Source organism: Bacillus sp. bc15 (genome assembly GCF_900142585.1).
Taxonomy (GTDB): Bacteria; Bacillota; Bacilli; order Bacillales; family Bacillaceae_G; genus Bacillus_A; species Bacillus_A cereus.
The window spans coordinates 21,344-43,504 of record NZ_FRBJ01000013.1 but is presented as its reverse complement, the minus strand read 5'-3'; the positions used below and the strand labels follow the sequence as shown (position 1 = coordinate 43,504).

Below are 22,161 nucleotides of genomic sequence, written 5' to 3'. Positions count from 1 at the left end.
CAATTATACATATTCATAAAAATTACACCAAATAAATATTACATATAGTAAAATATAAAATGTGGATACATTCTATAAAGCAGATTCTTTTGAAAGGCGTAACATGTCGATCGTTATAGAAGGTGTGGCGTCACTCTAATACTGATCTCAAATCTCTTGTACTTTATGAACTAACAATCTGGTGTATATAGACGATTCTGTTTTATAGGATGTGTTTACACGTATAACAAAGGGGTAATACGTGTATATTTATATAAAATTAAAGTGGTTCAAGTCGGAGGAAGGCACCTTAGGGTGTCTTTTCTTTATGCATACAAAAGCCTTATCTTCCTATAAAAAAGATAAGTCCTTTATATACTACCTATTATCCGATTCATCAGTTTTATTATAAACACATTTAGCTTCTCCAAAAAGACCATCTGTGTCCCATCCTCTACCATAATGAGCACATCCTAAAGGATTACGATCGTCTCGCATACTTGGATGTGTATTTGGTTCATAGCCAGTATTCACAATACTACCAACAATAAATACGCCTCCAATTACAAATACCACAGCAACGATTAATAGTGTCTTCCCATTAAGACCAGTAACAATGTCGTTTATAACTTCTTTTGCTTCTTGCTGAGTTCCGATTTTTGAAAATAATGGAAAAATAATAGAAGGTTATAAATATGAAAAATAGCACAATTATAAATTTCAGAAAATATTTCTAAAAAGCTTAGTTTCTTAGCTAAAAGTAACAATAATTCAAGTAGAAGTATTATTTTTGAACTTTATAAATATTGAACGAGGGAGAGGAGATATTTTTATGGATTCAAAAACGTATAAAAAGCTACAGGGACTACGTAGATATAAAGAGCCAATTCAAGCCGTATTGAGAACGGTTAAAAGACACGATAAAGACGATCCAGATACTGAATATGCTGAGTTCGCCCTTGAAAACGGAAAGATTATAGGTATTTGTAAAAAAGAGGACTTCTCAGATTATTCTTTTAGAGGTATTACACAATTCACAGGTAATATTTTTAACGTAGTAATTACTCAAATGTCTGATGAACTGGATGGAAATAAAGTTCAGGTTTCAGTAAAAGAAGCAAGTAGACGATCTGCAGATGCTTTAATGCGTGAGTTAATAGAATTGGAACAAGATGAAAGACTGCAAGAGCCAATCTACGAAGCAGAAGTAACTGGATACAACATGAATGCTCAGGTTCCAACTATATTCTTACGCATCAATGGTGCCGAATGTTTCATGAAATTACATGAACTAAACTATGGAAGAGTGTATAAAAACGCTGTGGATCGTTATGCACCTATTGGTGAACGCATCCCAGTTAAGGTTCTACAATTTAATCCAGAGCAACGATTAATCCACGTTTCTAGAAAAGCAGCAGTGGAAAACCCTTATCAGTTATTATCTGAATTAGCTGAAGGAGATACAATTGTAGGAAGGGTAGTAAATGTTGACCCGCGTTTTGGAGTTTTTGTTGAATTGGACCAAGGCTGCACAATTAAAGGAATTGTCCCTAAAACAATCGAACAGCCAGTATTGGATGAAGTAGTAAGTATGAGAATTGTGAATGTGGATGTAGAAAAAGAGCGAGGGTCGGGGGTTATCTTCAAGTTTCCTTTTGGACGCAAAAAAGTTAACGACCCAACGGCATTTTTATATAACTAATGAGTGCGCCGCAGGTTTCCGTACAAGAGAATGGAAAGGCGGTTCAATATTGGCTTAATAGGGATCAATCTTTATCACTTTGGGATGACCCCTCTTTGCAGGGGGGACCAATTCTTCCAGATAAATTCAAACCACTCACAGATTTACGTAGTATTTATGACAGAATTAATTCAGGTTTTATAAATGAAAAAGATAATTTAATACTAAAGCTTATTTGGGATTCATTAGCGATTACTGAAGCTCAAATTAAGAATTTTGTGGAATCTAAAATTAGTAGGTCACAGGTTTCAGAATCGCTGAAAAAACTGGTACTGTATGGATTTGTTAGTAGATGGGAGATAAAATCGGAGCTATTTCCGGATCAGCCCAAAACCTCTGCTCCAATCACTTTAAATACTGCTGGTCATTTGATGATGTGGGCTTATCATAACCGTAATACAAACTATTCTTTAAAGCCAGAACAGTGGTTAAGGCTTGGAGTAGCAGGGGTACAAAGATTTGTCACTATGAATCAAATAAAATATGAGTTTGCAGTAGGCCAACAGCTATTAAAAAACTGGTGCTGGTATCCAAGGCTAAAAGGTACTGGTAATGGATATAATCCAATTGCTGTTGGGGAAATTAAAACTCCGATTGGAAATCAAAACTTCATATTTGAAAGGGTACAACAAGGTCAGCGATATGCACAACATTTAAAATCGCGATTGAAAATTTGGGAAGATCAGATTCAAAATGGACCAGATAATTTATTGAATTTCGAAAATACGAAGAGTTTACCAGGTATTTTTATTTTATCTATATCAAATCTCGCTTTAGCAGAACATGTTAGAAAGGAGCTAATGTTAGACTTACGAAAGATTCCTATAATGCTCATAATAGACGAATGTATTCACAGTGAGGGATTCGCAAAATCTTTTTATATTTCAACTCAAAACGGAATTCAGCAAGCACCATTACCATTTTTAAGATAACAAGAGCTGCTTCAGGTAAATATGCTGAAGCAGCTCTTTTAGTTAAAAGGTAAAGTAGATAACAGTCATTTATAGTGTACTAAATAAGATGAAGATGAATGAACTGAATGATTTAAATCGAGGTCAAAAATGATTAGTAAGATACAAATATAAAACTAACTTTGAAGATTGGCAGTTAGAGTTAAGTGCCGATGAAGAAGAATTATATTATTTTGAAGAAGCAAAACCAAAAAAGGAACCTATAGAATTTGCAATTTATATTTAATATAGGAATTGTTTAACAGGAAAGGCGGTAGTGAAAAGCATTGAAAAAAACAGTTGTAGTAAAGGGAATTACTGTTTTATATGGTTATAGATATGTATCACCACGTTGAAAATATTTTAACTTTTAAACAAAATAAACAACAAGGGGTAGATAAAATGGGGAAATATGTGAAAGACCAAAAGGTAGTTGCCTATACACTATTAGGATTAGAACCTTGTACAGTTGTAAGAGTTGGTTGGATTTTTATTACGGTAAGAGAAGAAGAAACGGGTCATCTATATTCTGTTAGAAAAAGTAAAATGACACCTATAGAGGAAGAGGAACACTATCTTGTAGAAGAAAGTATTGATGATGAAGGGTTATTCGGTATAGGTAGATTGTTTGCTAAAATAGAAGCAGAAGACATGGAAGTTGCAAAGAAATCATTTGAAGAGAATGAAGACTTCCCTAAATACGAAGATTTCCATAAACCATCAGAAGGGAAACTGTATGGTGGAGAGTACTATACTACAATTAAAACAGGTAAAGAGTTACTAGAACAATACTTTAATCGAGAAGAGCTAGAACGTAATGGTACTAATTAAATTAGATGTGTAAACAGTTAAAGGTCAAATCTTATTTATGTTAGGTATATAGACTAAGAAAATTTATATTTGTTTTTTGGGAGGACAAAATAATGGATTTGGTAAACAAATTTTTAAACGGTTTGAAAGCAGCGTTATCAACAGATGATCTCGAAGCACTAAATAAAGCATACGGTGCTACAAAAGGAGATATTGATATATTAAGGACGAAATATCCAAATTGTCCAGAATCATTAATCACTTTACTTGAAAATATCGATGGTACATATTGGCGGAAATATGGAGAAAACGAAGTCACGGTATGTATTTTAGGTTCAGATGTTGAAGAGTATCCATATTATTTGCTTTCTACACAGGAGATGATTGAAAGTTCAAAAGAAGAAGAAGACGTCTCCTATCTTTTAGAATACCAAGATGACGAGGATGCTGTTGACTCCAAGATAAATCCAGAAGGACTTCTCCCTGGCACGTATATTCACTTTTCAGATTGTATGAACAACGGTGGAACATCAAAGCTGTATATTGATTTTAACCCTTCTGATGAAGGTGTATGTGGTCAAATCATTCGTTTTTTACATGATCCTGATGAATATGAAGTGATTGCAAACAGCTTTGATGAGTATTTACAGAATCTTATTGATGGTAATTTTAATTTTCTAGACGAAGAAGAATCTTAATAATGTGTGAAGAATTTTACTCAAATATTGGAGGAGATTGCGATGAATCAAGATCCAATTTTACAAAAGGAAATAAATAAAGGGGAAAATATGAGCTATGATTCTTCTTTCCGAACAGCATATGAAGCTCGAGAGAAATTACTTCTAGATGAACAAGCTAAGTTAGCGCATGCAGAACAAGAGGGCATGGAAAAAGGAATTGAGCAAGGTAAGATGCAGATAATCCGAGGGATGTATGAAGTTGGTGTACCGCTTGAAACTATTGCAAAAGCAAGTAAGTTGAGTGTGAAGGAAATAGAACGTATCTTAAATCTAAAATAAATATATGTGAGTATATAGAACTCATGAGTAGAAAAAAATAGACGTTCGTTATCATAGTACGTTTAATGGGAAAGCATTGCTGAAGATTTTGGCAGTGCTTTTTCTTAATCAATTTTTTGATGTTTTTCATGCTGCTCACAATTATATAAAAAATTCGAAAGAAGAACGTGAAATGTATTCACGATTAATAAATATGATGCAAATCTAATGTAATGTTGAGAACAGAATTCTTTAGTAATTCAATATGTTTTTTAATGATTCTTCTCCCTGAGATTTTGTAGGAAGAAAATACAAAAATGTTTACTATAAGGTCTCAATATATGAGGTTTTTTATATGTGTAAAGTTACTTTCCAAAAAGAATAGTTAACTTAAGGAGCCCTTCTCAAACTTGAACCGTCTTAATTTTATTATATGTATTGAATTCTCATCCACATCTTATTTTCCCGCGTTATGTAATGATGGTCAGTGAGAAAAAAGGTACTCTTTCGAGTACCTTTTTTCTATTCTACTTTTAACTTAATTTCTTTACCCGTCATACCACCACTAGCTTTTAAGAAAATTCCTTCAGCATCTTTTGGTATATCAAATACAATTTTACCTGTTTGTGTTAGACCAGGATTCAATTGTTTTAAGAAGAAGTCAGTTTTTCCACCGTTAGCTAAGTCAAAAGATGTTTGACCTTGTGTTGAATATGTAAATTCGCGACCTTTACTATCTACTAATTTAAAGCTGTTAGCATCAACAGTGATAGCGTCTTTTTGATTATTAGTAAGTGTAACTTCTAAAATTTTAAATACACCTTGTGCTTGTTCTTTTGTATATTCATTGCCCACAGAATCTACTGTTTCCATAGACCCTACAGCGATTTTTACATCAGAAGATACACCTTCTTTTGATACTGCTTTAGTGTCTGTTGAAGTTGTTTCTGTTGAATCTCCGCCACCAGCAACCATAGCAATTATTCCGATTACAAATAAAGCTATAATGCCTAGGCATCCAAACTTAAATATTTTTCCCACGTTTGTTCCTCCAATTATGTAAAATTTAAGATTGCAACATTAATAATAACACATTATATATATTTATATTGTCATATTATGTAGAATGGAAATAAAAAGATAGTTTGGAAGTTTCAGATTTCATTTTTGTTCTATGACCTATCTTTCCCCGTATTTCGTCTGTATCTCATATTCATAAAGGTAAATGCGCTATAGCCAAAAATTTTCATCTATTTTTGGTAATTGATTCATGTAAAATTTGTTTGTTGGTACATAACTTCATCTGTTTTTAATATTGTGTTATTAGGATATATGAGTGAAAATATTTATGTATATGGGTTTTGTCAATCAGGATGATTGATAAAGTATTGAGAATTACTGGACTGTCTGGCCAAATTTATGAATTTAAACAAATGCATTATTAAAAAAGGAACTCTTATGGAAAGATAAGGGTTCTTTAAAAAATGTTGTATTTGAAACCCTTGATGTTTCACAAAAATATTACGTATATGTAATATAATGAGTCAATGAAAATAATAAAGGTGCATATAATCTATATTTTAATTAGTTCAGCCCCTTGGAGGGCGCTCCAAGGGGCTGAGATTCGAGAATTTTTAAACTCTTGTTAATTTATATGAGAACTCCGTGAACTACTCGCCACTTAGCAAAGCTTGAAGTGGGAGCTTCTCAGTTCCACGACGAAAGTAACCTTTCGTCTCCCTGAGCGTTACTTCGGGGTGTTCCACCCCTAGATGTCCAACGCATGGATGCTCTGTTGGTACGGTTGATATTTTATGCAGGAACCGAATGGCTTGGTTTTCGCACTCTATTTTCTTCCTGCAACCTTCTATACCAAGTTATCAAAGAACTTCATATAGCAAGTTTATCAAAAGTTTTTGGCTATGCCAAACCGAAAGTCATCTCCCACCTATCGTAGGGCTACGCCCTTCACACGCTTGAGGAAGGAGAATTCTTTCGGGGAATACGTTAAAGAGTACCTATGCAAATTTAACACTCAACCATATATTTTTGAAACTATATATAGAGATTTATATGTTAGTAGGTATCATGTTGCGTAACCATAATTGGTGAGAGAAGGTGAGGGGACAAAAGAAGTACTGACTGGACCTACGGAGTATAAATGAGAAGATTCTTGGTTTTCTCCCAACCACCAAACATAAAGCGATTAGTTAAGAAAGATAGAAAGTTATATGATGCAGGTGCTTTTTTTAGTTATATAGAAATTATACATTAAACATACTTAAGGAGTCATTTAAGTATAAAGATAATTGATAATCATACAATGATATGGAAAGGTCTTTTCGAACATGTTAGTTAATTCAAAGTATATGTATTATTTGGAACCTGTGCGAGGGTGCTTTTTTAATTCACATTATTATAAGGACAAGCATATTATGTAATAGGACGAGTTCCTCGTGTCCTATTCAATGCTCAGGATAACCCCGATTCACATTGAGAGCACCGGTAGCGGGGGTGCTCTCTTTTTATTGAAAAATATATTTAAATGTATATAATATGATTATTAAATTTATTTTTCAATATAAGGGGTACAAATTCGATGCGACGTAAAGAGGATTTGTTAAAACAATGGAAGGTGGATCTGCAAGCTGTTCAAGAAGAAAAGAGGATGAAGAAGAAAGCTAAGAATAAAAAATATAGCATTCCTGGTAATACAGCGGGATTCATGAATGGAAAGAATACTTATCGTAAAGAGAATGGGGTATGGAAACAAAGAAGTAAATGACGTGAAGGTAAATAAGTTTAGTTAAGTTTATAGCAAGTATTGTAGGCGCTTCCGTGATCTGGTTGGCGTCTTGTTTGTTGTTAAGGAAAAATAACAAAATCAAAGAATATAAGTACGGGATTAGGAGAAAAAATAATAGTCTTGTCGTTTGCTATAACCTACTAGGAAAAAGATAATAGACAAGTAGTGAGAGGGAATTCCCATTCCCGATTGAAATAATATTGCGAAATCCAAATGCCGTATAAGAAATATTAAGATTATAAATGAAAAAAGAAACATGCTAGTGTTCCAAAAACATAAGTTTTTAAGATTCTACCAGGATATGAATTGCAGGTACATCCCCGTATCGGTATGACGTGGAATATAATGTTCTTGGAACGATAGACAGTAGTTGTCACGGAGAAGTCGGAGTGTTAGTTGTAAACAATGAAGTGCCTAAAGAGGAAAATTATGCAAGATCATGAAATTGAAAGAGGTACTCGTATTGCTAAAGGCGACATAGCTTCGGTGGAAAAAGCTCATTTATAGAAAAAAAGAATGAGGAAAGTGGATTGGATTATTAGCTAAATCCAACCATAATCATTTCTTCATTTTTTATTTCAATATCATAAGCAACCCAATTATTATATAGAAATACAAATTCAATGACTTGAATTCAATGTTTTGTTACGCTATAAATAGCTTGATTTGTTTTTGACTTAAACATATTAAGAGTACTTAATAATTTTTAGGAGGCTTTTTTGAATGAAGTTATGTAAGGCGAAAACCTGGTTACCATTATCTGCTGCAATGATTACAGTAGTATCAAATCCAATAGGGACTGCGGCTTCAACGGTTTATACGGTTCAAAAGAATGATACCCTAGAAGCGATAGGTAAACAATATGAGGTGTCCGTACAATCACTTAAACAAGAAAACAATAAAGCAAATGATCAAATTAATATTGGAGAACGTTTAACAATTCCAGTATCATCAACTGCAAACAAATATTTTCAAAAAACTAATTCAACAGTTTCAACTAATACATATCAAGCAATTTACCAGGTGAAAAGCGGGGATACATTAAGTTCTATATCACAACAATATAAGGTTTCAATACAGTCCATAAAACAAAACAATAACGTAGAAGAAAATCATATTTTTGTCGGTCAGCACTTAAAGATTGATACTGGTATTTCATTACAAGAAGTGGATTTAATGGCTCGATTAGTAAATGCAGAAGCAGGGGGAGAACCGCATGCAGGAAAGGTTGCAGTTGCAAAGGTAGTATTAAATCGTACTAACGCAAATGGTTTTCCAAATACAATTACAGGCGTAATTTATGAACCCATTAAAAATGGTTATGCATTTACTCCTGTTACAGACGGTAGAATTAATCAGCCTGCTACACAGGAAGCAAGAATGGCAGTAGAAGAGGCTCTCACTTCAAAAGGAACAAATTCTGATTGGCTTTATTTCTACAATCCAAAAACCTCGACTGATAAATGGATTACAACACGTCAAACCGTTGCACAAATTGGGAACCATTTGTTTGCTAAATAAAATAATCGTACATTAATAGGTTTCCAATGAGATAAGGAGAGGTTATTTTTGCGTGTAGTTCATTCACTATTAGCAATATTAGCTGTTATATTTTTAATTTGTGGTGTTATTATTCACGAGTATGTATTGGTTTTTTTAGTAGGGATTTGTTGCATGGTGATAGTAAGTTTTATAATTTCCAGTATACGTAATTGGAAAGAGAATAGAAAGCGTATTTCTATCGTGTATTTTACTTGTGTATTAATATTATTGCTATTGACAATATATCTTTTGTTTGTCACTTTTTATACACGTTCTTTGGAATTTTAGCACTTTTATATAAGCTAACATGGCACAAAAATCAAAAAGAATGATGAATTCTTCAAAAAATAATCAGCTCGGTTTAACGAGCTGATTATTACATCCAGAAATCCTCAAAGTCTACGCTGTAACCTTTTCTTTTTAAGGCCCTAATTAATTTTTGGCCATTCCCTAATGAAGGTTTGTATGTATTTGAACGAGAAATACGACTAATTGTATTTTGATTTACTCCACTCCATTCCTTTAATTCGGTTTGAGTAATACTATTTCTTTTTAAAAATTTACCAAACCTTGATAATGGTTTCCCCAAGCCAAACATTGTGAACACTCCTATTCATAAATTCTCTATTAATCACATCTTTACCAAAGCATGATTTTTTTAAACAAAAGTGTTAATAATGTACAAGCCCCACGCAATATGATGTATCAAGGTAGCCACTCTGGTATTTAGCAAACTTATTACCAAATTAGATACCAAATCAACCAGCCTATGTACTAGAAAGGTATCTACCAAGTTAACAGTCAAGATAGTGCTATCAAGGTAATAGGCACATAAACCCTATATTTTATCTAGTTTGTTCATTTTGTTTATAGAGGAGGGCAATTAAATGCGTGGTAGGAAGGAAACAATTTCTTTTCGTGAGTGTATGAATCGATCTTACGAAGAGAAAGAAAAGAAAATACGTAAATACAATTCAGTTAGTCCTTTCGCATTTCTTCATATGTCGGATCAGGTACTACATACTTACATTGCATTAGGAGTAATGGGAACGGTTTTAATAGGGGCAGTCATATTAGAAAAATATTTAGTGCGACATGACCATATATCAGCAGCTAAATTTATAAGTGAAGGTATTTATTACGGCATGCGAATAGGTGGAGTTTGTTTGATTGGGTATGTATTTATTCGCATCCTAATCATGTTTTAGGGGGAAGTATATGAGAATGATAAAGAATTGGCTTCATGCAAAAAGGTTAAGGAATCAACTTATAGAGGTATTTGGAAAAGCAGGTCTATATACGGAACATCAAACACGCGGGGGAAAAGTGCCTATTTATCCAAAGATATATAATATATCTTCTTCAGCGGAAAGCGTGAGGTATGTATTTACCATACCAAACGGATTAGATCCACAGAAGATTGAAAAGAAGTGGTTTTGTTTTCAGCAAATATTAGGACGGAATATTACGATTGAAGGGGATGTGAAAAAGTTTGTCCTACATGTATTTCATTCGAATGCTGGGCTAAAGCCGTATACTTATTGTTATGGAGAATGGCAGCCTCAATTAAAAGGTTACGGTTTACCTGTTGTGGTAGGCAGGGACCAATACGGAAAAATAATTGCGTACGATATGATTGGTTCCAATTCACCGCACTTATTAATCGCAGGAGAAACGGGAAGTGGGAAAAGTAGTATGGTACGTGTTGTACTATCCACACTCATTCAATATATGTCTCCTGAAAAGTTGCATTTGTATCTTGGTGACTTAAAAAACTCTGAATTTCATTTTTTACGTAGAGTGAAGCATGTAAAAGAAGTTTGTATGGAAGAAATCGAAATGAAAATAATGCTCCAAAATTTATGGAAGGAAATCAGGGAACGAAGAAAACTTATGGAAGAATATGAAGTTGATCATATTGATACGTACAACAAATTAAATCCAAATCATCAAAAGCCATATATCCTACTTGCTATTGATGAAGTGGCTATGCTTAAAGATGAAAAAGAGTGTATGGCTACGATTGAAAAGATTTCAGCAGTCGGGCGATCACTTGGGGTTTTTCTTTTGCTTAGTATGCAGAGGCCAGATGCCAAGGTGTTAGATGGTAAGTTAAAACTTAATATGACTGTAAGAATGGGCTTTAAATGTGATAGTGTGATTAATAGTAATATTATGGGTACTCCTGGTTCAGAGTATTTAGAGCGAACTGGACAAATGATTTTTAAACGCAATGGATTAAAGAAAGTGCAAGCTCCTTATTTGGAATTAAGTAAGGCGAAACAAATTGTTGAACCATATCTCATGTCTAAAGGGGAGAAGATACTCAAAAATTCATTGCAAGAAGAAATTCCTTTATTTGGGGTGTTAGATGATGAAGAGTAGAGATAAAGGAATTCTGAATGATTTGAAGCAATTTAGATGTATGTCCCGAGATGATATTATTGATTTGCATTTTCAAGGCTTAAAGAATGCGATAACCTGCTGTAATACGGTTATGAAACGATTAAGAAGAGACGGTCATGTTGATGCTAACGTATTGCAACACCCATACATTTATTTTCCGCAACCTAGTTCTATCAGAAAAACCAGTCAAAAAATCCCTCATTTCCTTGGTATTGTGGACGTATACAAACAACTTGTTCATTATGAAAATCCTAAGTTATTCAAAGTGGAACCAAAGTATGGGAAGGAATATATGGAGCCGGATGCTTTTACTATATGGCGTAGGTCGCCATTCTTTATTGAAGTTCAAAAGTCAGTGTACAGTAAAAAGATAATGCAAGATAAGATATATAGATATGAGTTATACTACCATAGCCAAGAATGGCATAATGAACCTTGGCAACCGAGAACTTCTAAATTCTTTCCTTCAATTCTTATCATTACCGATAAATATTACGACGTTCAATCTTCTTATTTCCTTATATTTCAGGCGAATTCTATAGAGAGTTTTATGAATAATTTAATAGTGAAATCATAAAGAAAGCCTGCATAGTGCAGAGCTTTTTTCCTTTCAATAATGTATTAAGTCATGTGTGATGATCGTTAGACGGCAATAAATGCGAAGAGTGAATTTGAAGCAAGTTATGAAATAGTAAAAAAATGAAGAAAGTAATCGTTTAAATAATTTTTAATGGTTACGCGAATATCTCATTTATAAACATTGATATAGGTAACTTTATTATCTTTCGAAAATGTAATGTTGACGTAAGGTTTTTGAATTTCTCTTCAACCGAAAACAGATTAAGATTACAGTAGCATAGAAAATTAATGAGGTGAACAATGTGAAAAAATATATGGCAATTTTTAGCCTTTTAGTTGTATTTGCAAGTCTACTAGTTGGATGTGATATTAATCGTATGGGTAAAGATGAATATTACGTCCAAATTACAATGGATGGAAAAGAGGGAGTTTCAAAATCTATGGATGGTAAAGTGATGGGAAAGGAGTATGAATATACATTATCGGGTTTTGATAAGGAAGGTAAAGAAAAAGAGTTACAATTTATGGCACAAAAGAATCTTCGTAAAGAAGCATTCCTACGTGTATATCATTCAGATAAAAAAGGTGTAACAGCTTGGGAGGAAGTGCAGGAAGACGAGCTTCCTAAGAAAGCAAAAGAAAAACTAGGTGTGAAATAATCATTTATTTGTGATGGTGGATTCTCCTACGTGGAGGGTTCGCCGTTTTTTATTATATGTTATTTTGTAGTTTTTTATATAAAGCATATTGAAAAAATAAGGTAAATCTTCCGGAATGAGATCTCCATAATTAATAATTTGTACGTTAACCTTTCCGTTATTACTAAATCCATTTATATCAACAATTTGTCCCACATATCCCGTTGTACCAATATCTTTTAAAGTACGTATAAAAAATGCCCTTTATCTTATCTTTATCTTATCTTTACCTTATCTTTAAACTTTTATATTAAACTTAAAACCTTAAAGTATTGATGTTTGAGTCTAAAGAGGGCGGGAGATAGATGTCCATTACATAGTTTGTAAATAACCAATTACCTTTGAAAAATTGAATTTTTTATACGAGGAGGAATATATGAAGGATACAAGTAAAAAACAAATTATAAAAGTGTTCCTTATTAGTATTTTGGGCTTAGGAATTATACTTGGAATGCTATATTTTAATCATAAAACTAATATTCAACAAAATAAAGCGCTAGCCACCGAAAAACGTGTATTGCAATATGAATCTACCTTGAAAAAAGAATTAGAAAAATATAATTTAGGAGAGAAAACAGCAGTTTTATTAGGAATTATGTACCAAGAGAGTAGAGGTGAGGGAAACGATCCTATGCAGTCATCCGAATCACTTGGATTAAAGCCAAATGAAATTCAAGAGACAAGCTTGAGCATTGAACAAGGAGTAAAACACTTTGCTAAAATGTACAAATATGGAACGGACAAGGATGTTAGCATGGATACAATTATTCAAAGCTATAATATGGGGCCAGGGTATATTGATTTTGTTGCTAGTCAAGAAGTTAAACAACACTCGGAGGATTCAGCCAAAAAGTTTTCTAAGATGAAAGTTGATCAAAATCCAGCGATGTATACTTGTGGTGGAAATAAAAATAATTTTAGGTATCCATATTGTTATGGTGATTTCACATATGCCACAAAGGTAAATGAAAAAACAAAATTTATTGAAGAACTTCTTCGAAATGTACATGCCTCTTCTAAATAAGCTGTAAAATGATACTGTCAGTTATCAACAATAAAATATTAGAATGTAACTTATACTTTAAATAATTCTTTTTTGCTTATATTTTTGTTATGCTCTGATGCAGGATTCTTATAATAGGGGTCACGCAATATAGCTATCAGGCTAACAATACAAAATATTCCCTAAAATAAAAAAAGACGTTATTCTTTCTGAGAAATCATTGGAAAAAATAACGTCTTTTTATCGATGTGAAGGTATCCTATATAAAAAATTTCAATCTTATTTCAATAAGGTGAAATAAGATTGAGACTCTTTTGTTATTTACTTTATGGATAATGGAATGGTAATTAAAAATTGTACGCCTTGTTTTGTATTACTCATAGAATACGTGATAAAAAGGGATTCTAAAATTTGTTTTACAATATATAACCCTAAGCCACTCCCTCCTGTATTTCGATTTCTTGACTTTTCGATTCGATAAAATGGTTTGAAAATATGTTGTATTTCTTCTTCTTTTATTTTGACACCTGTATTGATAACTCGTATTTGGATGTTGTTTTGTTTAGAATCCTTTGTTAACTTTATATAGACTTTTTCGTTATAAGGTGAATACATAATCGCATTATGAATGATGTTTTTACAAGCTTTTTCTAAAAGAACATAATCCGTATAAACAAAAATGTCAGAATCGACTTCTTTTATTATTTGAATGCCTTTTTGAGAAGCAAAAAATTCGAGTTTTTTTGTGATTGTATCTATTGATTTCGAAAGATTTACTTCTTCCACTTGAAGTTTAAAGGTATGTTGTTCTAATCTTGACATGCTTAAAATTTCGCGAACTAGCTGTTCCAGATTTTCGATTATTTGGAAATTTTTATTTAAATATTGGTCGCGATTTTGATAAGGACCGATATTATATATCATCCCTTCTAAGTATCCTTTCATAACAGTAAGAGGAGTTTTTAATTCATGTGCTACAATAGCAAAGAATTCCCTTCGCTTTGTTTCTATTTCTCTTTCTTTTTCAATATCACTTTTTAATTGCTGATTAGCTTTTTGTAAATCAAAAATTGCCTGTTGTAAATTTATAGACATATCATTCAAGCTATTGGACAATTCCCCTAATTCATCCATAGAGCGAACCTCAATTTTTTCGGAGAAATCCAAGTTTGCCATCTTTTGTGCACCTTTATTAATATAAATAAGTGGTTTAGTAATAAACCTTGAATAGAGATAAGCACTTCCTAAACCAATAACTAGTACAATGATACTAATATAGGGTAGAAAACGTACTAAGACCTGTGAAGCTTCATCAATCGGCTGAAATGTTGCGAACACCACAAGCGTTAAGTTAACATCTTGGAATTGTATTGGCTTGCTAACCTCATATGAATTACGAGGATTATCTAAACTCCTTGCTGGTACTGTTTTAACAAAACCTTTTGCTTGAGTACCGCCTTGAATAGTACCCTCTTGAATAGTACTTTGAAGAAAAGCAATAGAAGGAGAATAAATAAGTCTTCCCTCATTATTTTGAAGGTAGATTACCGCATTATTTTTTTGTGCGTATTCATCAACAAGTGGTATTGCATTTTGAAGCGTAAGATCTTTAGATTTATCAATTATTTCTTCGATTCCCGTTTGAAGCTGATCTGTTTTGTATTGCTCATAAAATTTAGGGAGAAAGAAGTATAAAGTTACATAAATCAAGGTTGCAAAGGCTAATAAAATGAGGGATGTAGTCATAAAGAGTTTATAGGTAATTCTCTTCATCTTCATGATTTCTACAATCTTATTCATCAATTTTATAACCAATGCCCTTTACTGTTTTAATATAGGGTATATCTAATTTTTTTCGTATGTTTTTCATATGCGTATCAATCATTCGTGTGTCCCCGGCATACTCATATCCCCAAATTTTTTCTACAATATTATCTCTTGTGAGTACCTTTTTTTCATTTTGAAGTAGTAGTTGCAAAATTTCAAATTCTTTTGTCGTTAGGGGAACCTCGACTTTATTTACATATACTTTATATGCATCGCCATCGACATGTAGTTCTCTAAATACAAAATGATTATCCGTACTTTGATTATTACTTCTTCTCAGTACCGCTTCGACTCGTCTCATCAAAACATGAAAAGAAAAAGGTTTTGTAATATAATCATCGATTCCAAGATCAAATCCTTTCATTTGATCTTGTTCTTCTTCTAACGCAGTTAGCATAATAATTGGTATATTTGACTGACTTCGAATCATTTTGGCAACTTCAAATCCATTCAGGTTTGGCATCATCACATCGAGAAGAATTAAATCGAAGGACTGCTTATTAAATTGTTTCATGCCCTCTAATCCGTCGGATGCAACTATAACTTTATACTGTTGTGTCATTAAAAATTGTTTGATTAATTCTTGTATTTCTTGATCATCTTCTACCACCAGAATGTGATAGTTCTTCATAATATCACCTCTTGTAGTCATTATAACCTTCTAATCTGGAGTTGATGTGGAGACGTATTAGAAACACTATAAAAACTTCACAAGAAAACTACATGTATTTCAGATTAGCTCCAGATGCATGAGATAGGTTATATACATAACAAGACAGAGGGAGGTAATTAAGATGTCACTAGAAGCAAACATCATTCTTTCTTTATTAGATGTACAACTGTGGATAGCTCCTCATTCGAATAATAGACGCATAAAAGAGAAATAACAAAAATTGAAACCAGCATCGTGCTTAAACAAATACACAAGTGTAAATAAAAGAAAGCTATATAAGTCTAGTGAATAAAAATAGGGAGGATCAAATTGATTCTCTCTATTTTTGTATTCCATAATTAGGTACTGAAAGTCTTTACTATAACTCTAGATTAACTCCATATAGAATACAGATTAAGTTTGTATGATACATGTACCAAATAGAAAGGAATGATACATGATGTTGACGACTTACACAATCTATCAAATTTTATCCCTTCCTTCTTATTTACACACAAACCTATTACCATCCATTCTTACGAGAATGCTAGGATCTAAGTTTATAACAAAAGAATAAATAGGATAATGGATGTTTATTGTCCCTTGTTTCCACTTTTTGCAAAACACCTGTATAAACGCGCATGCTACTTTGTACATTGATTACACTATTTGTTGAGAGCCGAATAGGCTCTTTTTTTTAGAAACAAGTTCGAAGTGTGTTTGAATATCGTTATACATATATTCATAGGAAATTTCAAATATAATGTTACCCCTACGAAAAAACAGTTGATTTATGTTTAAACCATGCCCAAAGGTAAAATTTTCTTTTTTTGAAATGATGATTCTTAAATATTACATTCATACATCGTATTTCAAATATCAAGATAAAAATATTCAATTGTAAATTAAAGGAGAAAGGGATGTTCACAATGGGATACTATGATACAAATCAAACAGAAAGCAATAGGAATAAAGCCTATAAAAAAACAGGGTATTTTTTCACAGGAATAATTGGTGCAGTGATTGGTGCAATTACCATTGGATTGACCACGCCTTATATAAATGAAATCAAAGGAAGTGCAGGTCAATCTCCTAAGCATAACGAAGTAAATCAGGCTACGCCGATCTCTTACAAACCAGAAGATGTGAGCAATCCTCAAAATATGATTGAATCTGCAAAAGAAGTTGTCGTAGGTGTCATTAACTATAAACAAAATGCAGATTTATTTAATACGCAAGACCAATCAGAAGAAGCTGGTTCGGGGTCGGGGGTCATATATAAAAAAACTGGCAATAAGGCTTTTATTGTTACAAATAATCATGTGATAGACGGTGCGAATAAAGTAGAAGTGAAATTGAATAATGGTAAAAAGGTTCCCGCTAAAGTAGTAGGGACAGATCCATTATTAGATTTAGCGGTATTAGAAATTGACGGGATAGATGTAAAAAGAGTCGCAAAACTTGGAGACTCAGAAAAAATTCGTACAGGGGAAACGGTAATAGCCATTGGGAATCCATTAGGACTAGAAGGTAGTGTAACAAAGGGGATTATTAGTAGCAAGGAACGAGAAATACCTGTTAGTACCCTCGGAAATCAACAAGTGGATTGGCAAGCACAGGTAATTCAAACAGATGCAGCTATTAATCCTGGGAATAGTGGAGGAGCTTTGTTTAATGAACAGGGTGAAGTCATTGGAATTAATTCGAGTAAAATTGCACAACAAGCTGTTGAAGGAATTGGATTTGCAATTCCGATTCATATAGCCAAAATGATCCTAGAGTCTCTTGAGAAAGATGGGACAGTTAAACGTCCGATGATGGGTGTACAGTTATTAGATGTGGAGAAACTGACAGATTCTGCACGCCATCAATTAAAATTACCAAAAGAGATATCGAATGGTGCAGTATTGAGGAATATCTCAAACCAATCACCAGCAGAAAAAGGTGGATTACAACAATATGATGTTGTGATTGCATTAGATGGACAAAAAATAGAAAATGTCGTTCAATTCCGTAAATATTTATATGAAAAGAAAAAATTGGGGGATACAATTAAAGTAACAGTTTATCGAAATGGTGAAAAACTAACAAAAAACGTGGAATTAACGGATTAAATAAGTGACGCTTAAAAATATAGCCACCTTTGGGTGGTTTTTTTATATGTGCTTTTTGTGTGGGTACTAGATAGATTAGGAGTGGTAAATGTAATGAACCAAAAAGAATGCCCACATTGATATTCCATACAGGAGGTTAATTTGCCAGCTATAGAATCTCACCCTGTACTGTATGGGTCAAAAATAAAAGGAGTTATCCCTTGTTTGAATTCCTTCCTCTAGTTAATCAATCGGTGACCGTATTTATTTTATATTTATTATTATTCCGTTTGTCCTCATTCCACAATAAATGGACTGATTCCTTACTAATGTTCAAAATTGATTACGTATTTTAATTTGTGTTCCAGTTTCTCTTACTATATTAATGAATCACTACATATAAACTCCAGATAAGCCCTAATATCTTTAGATAATCTACTGAATATCTTCATATAAACTCCAGATAGTGTATTTAGAATAACAACTATCAAGGAGGTTAGGAAAAATGAATTTTATAAAACGTGCAATTCTCAGTATGAAAAAAAGAATAGGAACATCATTAATTTTGGTGGCGGTCTTTCTGATTGTTACAAACTTAGTGCTGGCAGGATTTGCAATCCAAAATGCATCAAAAAAAGCTGCGGATGCAGCAAGAAAAAAATTAGGTGCAGATGTCACTTTAGGTCTTGATTTTGATAAATTAGGTCAACAAGCTAGGGAAACTGGAGAGATGCCTAAACCACCAAAGCTTAACTCAAAAGAAGCAGATCAATTAGCTAAGTCCAAGTTTGTAAAAGATTATAATTACATAACCAATACTTTCGGAATTTCGGATGGATTTAAACTAGTAGGTGCTTCAGAAGGAGAAGACGAAGGAAAAGGTAGAGTTGGAATGGTGGCAGCAGCGGGTGGATCAGGTTCGGGCTCAGAAATAGATATGAATTCTTCTCTTTTAATAGAAGGAGTTCGTAAAACTGTATTACAAGAAACTTTTAAAAATGGAAAAAGTAAAATCATTGATGGGAAACCAATTACAGAAAAGATGAAAGATCAGAATGTAACTTTAATGGAAAAACGATTAGCGGAACAAAACAATTTGAAAGTAGGAGATAAGATTAAAATTCAATCAGGGGATAAGAAGCAAACTCTTGAATTTGAAATTATTGGTATTTATGAAACGAATGAGCAACCAATGGGTCAGCATGCTCCTCCTATGATGGATCCAGCTAATAAGCTATATATGCCTTACTCTACTTTAAAAAAATTAGAAACCGATGACGGTATGGGTAATAGTATTCAAGCCGTGTACTTCTTGAACGATCCACAATACATTGATGGATTTAAAAAAGAAGCAAAAAAATCTGATATTGATTTTAATTATTTTAAGTTAGATGCACATGATTCATTGTACAAACAAATGATTGGTCCTATCGAAAATATCGCTTCTACTTCTCAAATGATTATCTATATGGTATCTATTGCAGGTGCAATTATCTTAGGATTAATTATTATGTTATCGATTAAAGCACGTCGTAAGGAAATGGGAATTTTATTGTCCATTGGAGAGAAAAAATGGAAATTGATGGCACAGTTCGTAGTAGAAGTAGTATGTATCGCTATTTTAGCATTTGGATTATCTCTAACAACAGGAGCTAAAGTTTCTCAATTCGTAGGGGATAATTTACTTTCGAGTGAAGTTACTACAGCAGGTGAAGAAACAGACACTTCACAAAATGGAACTGTAATGGTGGCTGGACCAGGCGGAACTGTACAAAATCCAAAAGAGGATCCAATAGATAAAATTAATGTAAGTGTAACAGGAGAAGACGTAGGAAAAATGGGAGGGATTGGACTAGCTATTGCTATATTAGCAACGCTTCTTCCGGCATTATCTATTCTACGCTTAAATCCAAAACAAATTCTTTTAAAAGATGAATAAGGAGGCTCGATATGGAGACAATTTTACAATTTAAAAACTTAGATTATTATTATGAAAGTAACGGAAAAAAAGTAACGATACTAGATAATGTGAATTTTTCTTTTCAAAAAGGGCATTTCTACACGATTTTAGGGCCATCTGGATCTGGTAAAACTACAACTCTTAGCTTAGGTTGTGGGCTGGATATACCTAAAAATGGTTATGTACTGTATAACGGCAAGGATATTAGAAAAATTGGCTTGGATCGATACCGTAATCAACATGTATCTGTAATTTTCCAATCTTATAATTTGATTACCTATATGACTGCTCTTCAGAATGTATTAACGGCAATGGAAATTACAGGTGTGAAGGTACAAAATAAAAAAGCAAGAGCATTAGAATTATTAGAGAAGGTAGGGCTCACAGAAGTAGAAGCGAAACGAAATGTTTTGCAATTAAGTGGCGGGCAACAACAACGTGTAGCAATTGCTCGAGCGCTATCTTGTAATGTCGATTTACTAATCGCTGATGAACCAACCGGTAACCTTGATGGAGAAACAGCGAAAGAGATTATTGAGTTATTTCAGGAGCTCGCTCATCAAGAGAATAAATGTGTAATCGTTGTTACACATTCACAAGAAGTTGCAAAAATATCAGATAGAGCAGTTTATTTAAGTAAAAAGAAGTTAGTAGTAAACGAAATTAATAATAGTTAAGAAAAAGGTTACTATTGTTCTTAATTCACATAATTTTCGAAATTTAAATCCGTGGCTGTTAATATTTGTTATATAATGTATTTGTCAAAGCATTATCCCTGTAGTTTCTGTGATGAATCTGTAAGATAGTTTGTTTGTCACTTCTATTCATCTGAAACTAAAAAGAACTTGTAGAGATTTCTACAAGTTCTTTTTGTTTTAAGGGTTAAATATGGATTTAAAATATAATTGCAATTTTTTGAGGGGGGAAAAGTACATGTTTGTAAAAGCAGAAAGATTATTAATACGGAAATTTGAGTTCAAAGATTGGCAAGCTGTCCATGAGTATACATCAGATATCAATGTCATGAAATACATACCTGAAGGGGTTTTTACAGAAGAAGATACAAGGAACTTTGTGAATGAAAACATTGGTAAAAACGCTAAGAACTTTCCTGTGGTATTAATAGAGGAAGATATCCTGATTGGTCATATAGTATTTCATAAATATTTTGGTGAGCATACTTATGAGATTGGTTGGGTGTTCAATCAAAAATACTGCAATAAAGGATATGCTTCTGAAGCAGCACAAGCTACATTGAAATATGGTTTTAAGGAAATGAAATTACATAGGGTTATCGATACATGTCAGCCACAAAATATCCCCATCTTATCGAGTAATGGAGAAGATTGGAATGAGAAGAGAAGGATATTTCAGGAAGTGTATACCACATGGGAATGAATGGTGGGATGAATATTATTACGCTATTTTGGAAGAAGAGTAGTGTCTCAGAACGCATTTTTAAAATTGGGAAATTTATAGTTTTTATCATATTTTATTAGATTCATTCTATAAAATTCAAAAGGATTTCTCATTACAGCCTTTCCCGAACGAGAAAGCCCCTCGCCTTTAGGCATGGGATGAAAGTGAGGTTGGATAAGGAGTGCTACTAAAAACCGCAAGGTTTGTGGCACTCTAAGTATCCAAAATGTCGGTATCTTTTATTTTTTCATCTTTTGCGTTGCAGTTTTATAATCTAACTGATACAATGCAAACGTGATGAATGATTATAGAAGAACCAAAACAACCGTGTCATTAATTAACTATCATTTTGTGTTTTGCCCACGATACAGAAGAAAGATTTTTCTTAATACAAAAGTAGAAGAACGTTTCAAAGAGTTGGTTCAAGAAATATGCGGAAAATTGGATATTTCTATTGTTGCAATAGAATGCGACAAAGACCACGTTCACTTGTTCTTAAATACACCACCAACACTTAGTCCTGCTGATACAATGGCAAAAATTAAAGGAGTGACATCAAAACGTTTGAGAGAAGAGTTTCCTCATCTTCAACACTTGCCGAGCCTATGGACGCGTTCTTATTTTGTTTCTACTGCTGGAAATGTATCAAGTGAGACAATAAAACATTATGTTGAAAATCAAAAAACGAGGGGGTGAAA

Annotated in this window: 19 protein-coding genes and 6 pseudogenes; 19 read left to right on the top strand and 6 right to left on the bottom strand. The window is 33.0% G+C overall.

Going from position 1 to position 22,161, the window contains the following annotated elements; all coding sequences use genetic code 11:
* Positions 1–357 precede the first annotated feature (357 nt).
* A pseudogene (locus BUA87_RS32000) lies at positions 358–703 on the bottom strand (hypothetical protein).
* 108 nt (positions 704–811) lie between these two features.
* Here BUA87_RS32000 and BUA87_RS26480 point away from each other — a divergent pair.
* The 6 genes and pseudogenes from BUA87_RS26480 to BUA87_RS26455 all read left to right on the top strand — a co-directional run.
* The gene (locus BUA87_RS26480; RefSeq protein ID WP_072941306.1) at positions 812–1,681 is read left to right on the top strand and encodes an RNA-binding protein; all 870 of its coding nucleotides are present in this window, start codon (positions 812–814) and stop codon (positions 1,679–1,681) included.
* Positions 1,681–2,652 carry a hypothetical protein gene (locus BUA87_RS26475; RefSeq protein ID WP_072941303.1) on the top strand — a complete coding sequence of 324 codons (972 nt, stop codon included), beginning with the start codon at positions 1,681–1,683 and terminating at the stop codon, positions 2,650–2,652. The genes BUA87_RS26480 and BUA87_RS26475 overlap by 1 nt, the downstream gene beginning before the upstream one ends.
* 148 nt (positions 2,653–2,800) lie before the next feature.
* Positions 2,801–3,026 (top strand): annotated as a pseudogene (locus BUA87_RS31995) (transposase); the annotation flags it as partial.
* A 46-nt stretch (positions 3,027–3,072) separates the two neighbouring features.
* Positions 3,073–3,501, top strand: coding sequence for a hypothetical protein (locus BUA87_RS26465; protein WP_003193323.1), 429 nt, complete (start codon positions 3,073–3,075; stop codon positions 3,499–3,501).
* Between the two features lie 92 nt (positions 3,502–3,593).
* On the top strand, positions 3,594–4,178 hold the full coding sequence (locus BUA87_RS26460) for an SMI1/KNR4 family protein (RefSeq protein WP_071714735.1): 585 nt from the start codon (positions 3,594–3,596) through the stop codon (positions 4,176–4,178).
* 9 nt (positions 4,179–4,187) lie between these two features.
* A pseudogene (locus BUA87_RS26455) lies at positions 4,188–4,499 on the top strand (Rpn family recombination-promoting nuclease/putative transposase); the annotation flags it as partial.
* Between the two features lie 501 nt (positions 4,500–5,000).
* Here the strand turns inward: BUA87_RS26455 and BUA87_RS26450 are convergent.
* A complete protein-coding gene (locus BUA87_RS26450) occupies positions 5,001–5,519 on the bottom strand; it encodes a DUF4352 domain-containing protein (RefSeq protein ID WP_071714734.1) in 519 nt (172 codons plus the stop codon).
* 1,558 nt (positions 5,520–7,077) lie between these two features.
* Here BUA87_RS26450 and BUA87_RS26440 point away from each other — a divergent pair.
* The 3 genes and pseudogenes from BUA87_RS26440 (at position 7,078) to BUA87_RS26435 (ending at position 8,805) form a co-directional block, all read left to right on the top strand.
* Positions 7,078–7,263: a hypothetical protein gene (locus tag BUA87_RS26440; protein WP_001253021.1), complete on the top strand. Its 186-nt coding sequence runs from the start codon at positions 7,078–7,080 to the stop codon at positions 7,261–7,263.
* A gap of 303 nt (positions 7,264–7,566) precedes the next feature.
* Positions 7,567–7,785, top strand: a pseudogene (locus tag BUA87_RS31990) (deoxyuridine 5'-triphosphate nucleotidohydrolase); the annotation flags it as partial.
* Positions 7,786–8,007: 222 nt separating this feature from the next.
* Complete coding sequence (locus BUA87_RS26435; RefSeq protein ID WP_000762315.1) at positions 8,008–8,805, top strand: cell wall hydrolase; 798 nt, start codon at positions 8,008–8,010, stop codon at positions 8,803–8,805.
* A 397-nt stretch (positions 8,806–9,202) separates the two neighbouring features.
* Here the strand turns inward: BUA87_RS26435 and BUA87_RS26425 are convergent, their stop codons facing one another.
* The gene (locus BUA87_RS26425; protein WP_000467343.1) at positions 9,203–9,424 is read right to left on the bottom strand and encodes a helix-turn-helix domain-containing protein; all 222 of its coding nucleotides are present in this window, start codon (positions 9,422–9,424) and stop codon (positions 9,203–9,205) included.
* Between the two features lie 289 nt (positions 9,425–9,713).
* Between BUA87_RS26425 and BUA87_RS26420 the strand changes: the two genes are divergently transcribed.
* From BUA87_RS26420 to BUA87_RS26405, 4 genes are all read left to right on the top strand, one after another.
* On the top strand, positions 9,714–10,034 hold the full coding sequence (locus tag BUA87_RS26420) for a hypothetical protein (protein ID WP_001214903.1): 321 nt from the start codon (positions 9,714–9,716) through the stop codon (positions 10,032–10,034).
* Positions 10,035–10,044: 10 nt separating this feature from the next.
* A complete protein-coding gene (locus tag BUA87_RS26415; RefSeq protein WP_072941300.1) occupies positions 10,045–11,211 on the top strand; it encodes an FtsK/SpoIIIE domain-containing protein in 1,167 nt (388 codons plus the stop codon).
* 22 nt (positions 11,212–11,233) lie between these two features.
* Positions 11,234–11,809, top strand: coding sequence for a replication-relaxation family protein (locus BUA87_RS26410; protein ID WP_072941387.1), 576 nt, complete (start codon positions 11,234–11,236; stop codon positions 11,807–11,809).
* 304 nt (positions 11,810–12,113) lie between these two features.
* Positions 12,114–12,470 carry a YxeA family protein gene (locus BUA87_RS26405; RefSeq protein ID WP_000760451.1) on the top strand — a complete coding sequence of 119 codons (357 nt, stop codon included), beginning with the start codon at positions 12,114–12,116 and terminating at the stop codon, positions 12,468–12,470.
* Between the two features lie 78 nt (positions 12,471–12,548).
* Here the strand turns inward: BUA87_RS26405 and BUA87_RS31985 are convergent.
* Positions 12,549–12,671: pseudogene (locus BUA87_RS31985) on the bottom strand (histidine kinase); the annotation flags it as partial.
* 214 nt (positions 12,672–12,885) lie between these two features.
* Between BUA87_RS31985 and BUA87_RS26395 the strand changes: the two are divergent.
* Complete coding sequence (locus tag BUA87_RS26395) at positions 12,886–13,533, top strand: lysozyme family protein (protein ID WP_000655720.1); 648 nt, start codon at positions 12,886–12,888, stop codon at positions 13,531–13,533.
* A 300-nt stretch (positions 13,534–13,833) separates the two neighbouring features.
* Here the strand turns inward: BUA87_RS26395 and BUA87_RS26390 are convergent, their stop codons facing one another.
* Both BUA87_RS26390 and BUA87_RS26385 read right to left on the bottom strand, forming a co-directional pair.
* The gene (locus BUA87_RS26390; protein ID WP_002094251.1) at positions 13,834–15,291 is read right to left on the bottom strand and encodes a sensor histidine kinase; all 1,458 of its coding nucleotides are present in this window, start codon (positions 15,289–15,291) and stop codon (positions 13,834–13,836) included.
* 13 nt (positions 15,292–15,304) lie between these two features.
* Positions 15,305–15,970 (bottom strand): response regulator transcription factor, encoded by a 666-nt coding sequence (locus BUA87_RS26385; RefSeq protein WP_000800734.1) that lies wholly within the window; start codon positions 15,968–15,970, stop codon positions 15,305–15,307.
* Positions 15,971–16,911: 941 nt separating this feature from the next.
* Here BUA87_RS26385 and BUA87_RS26380 point away from each other — a divergent pair.
* The 5 genes and pseudogenes from BUA87_RS26380 (at position 16,912) to tnpA (ending at position 22,159) form a co-directional block, all read left to right on the top strand.
* Positions 16,912–18,105: a S1C family serine protease gene (locus tag BUA87_RS26380; protein WP_000494790.1), complete on the top strand. Its 1,194-nt coding sequence runs from the start codon at positions 16,912–16,914 to the stop codon at positions 18,103–18,105.
* 484 nt (positions 18,106–18,589) lie between these two features.
* Positions 18,590–20,023 carry an ABC transporter permease gene (locus BUA87_RS26375; protein ID WP_072941297.1) on the top strand — a complete coding sequence of 478 codons (1,434 nt, stop codon included), beginning with the start codon at positions 18,590–18,592 and terminating at the stop codon, positions 20,021–20,023.
* 11 nt (positions 20,024–20,034) lie between these two features.
* Entirely contained in the window at positions 20,035–20,721 is a 687-nt protein-coding gene (locus tag BUA87_RS26370; protein ID WP_000447838.1) for an ABC transporter ATP-binding protein, read from the top strand.
* Between the two features lie 256 nt (positions 20,722–20,977).
* Positions 20,978–21,485, top strand: a pseudogene (locus BUA87_RS26365) (GNAT family protein).
* Between the two features lie 272 nt (positions 21,486–21,757).
* A complete protein-coding gene (gene tnpA, locus BUA87_RS26360) occupies positions 21,758–22,159 on the top strand; it encodes an IS200/IS605 family transposase (RefSeq protein ID WP_080017743.1) in 402 nt (133 codons plus the stop codon).
* Positions 22,160–22,161: the final 2 nt, after the last annotated feature.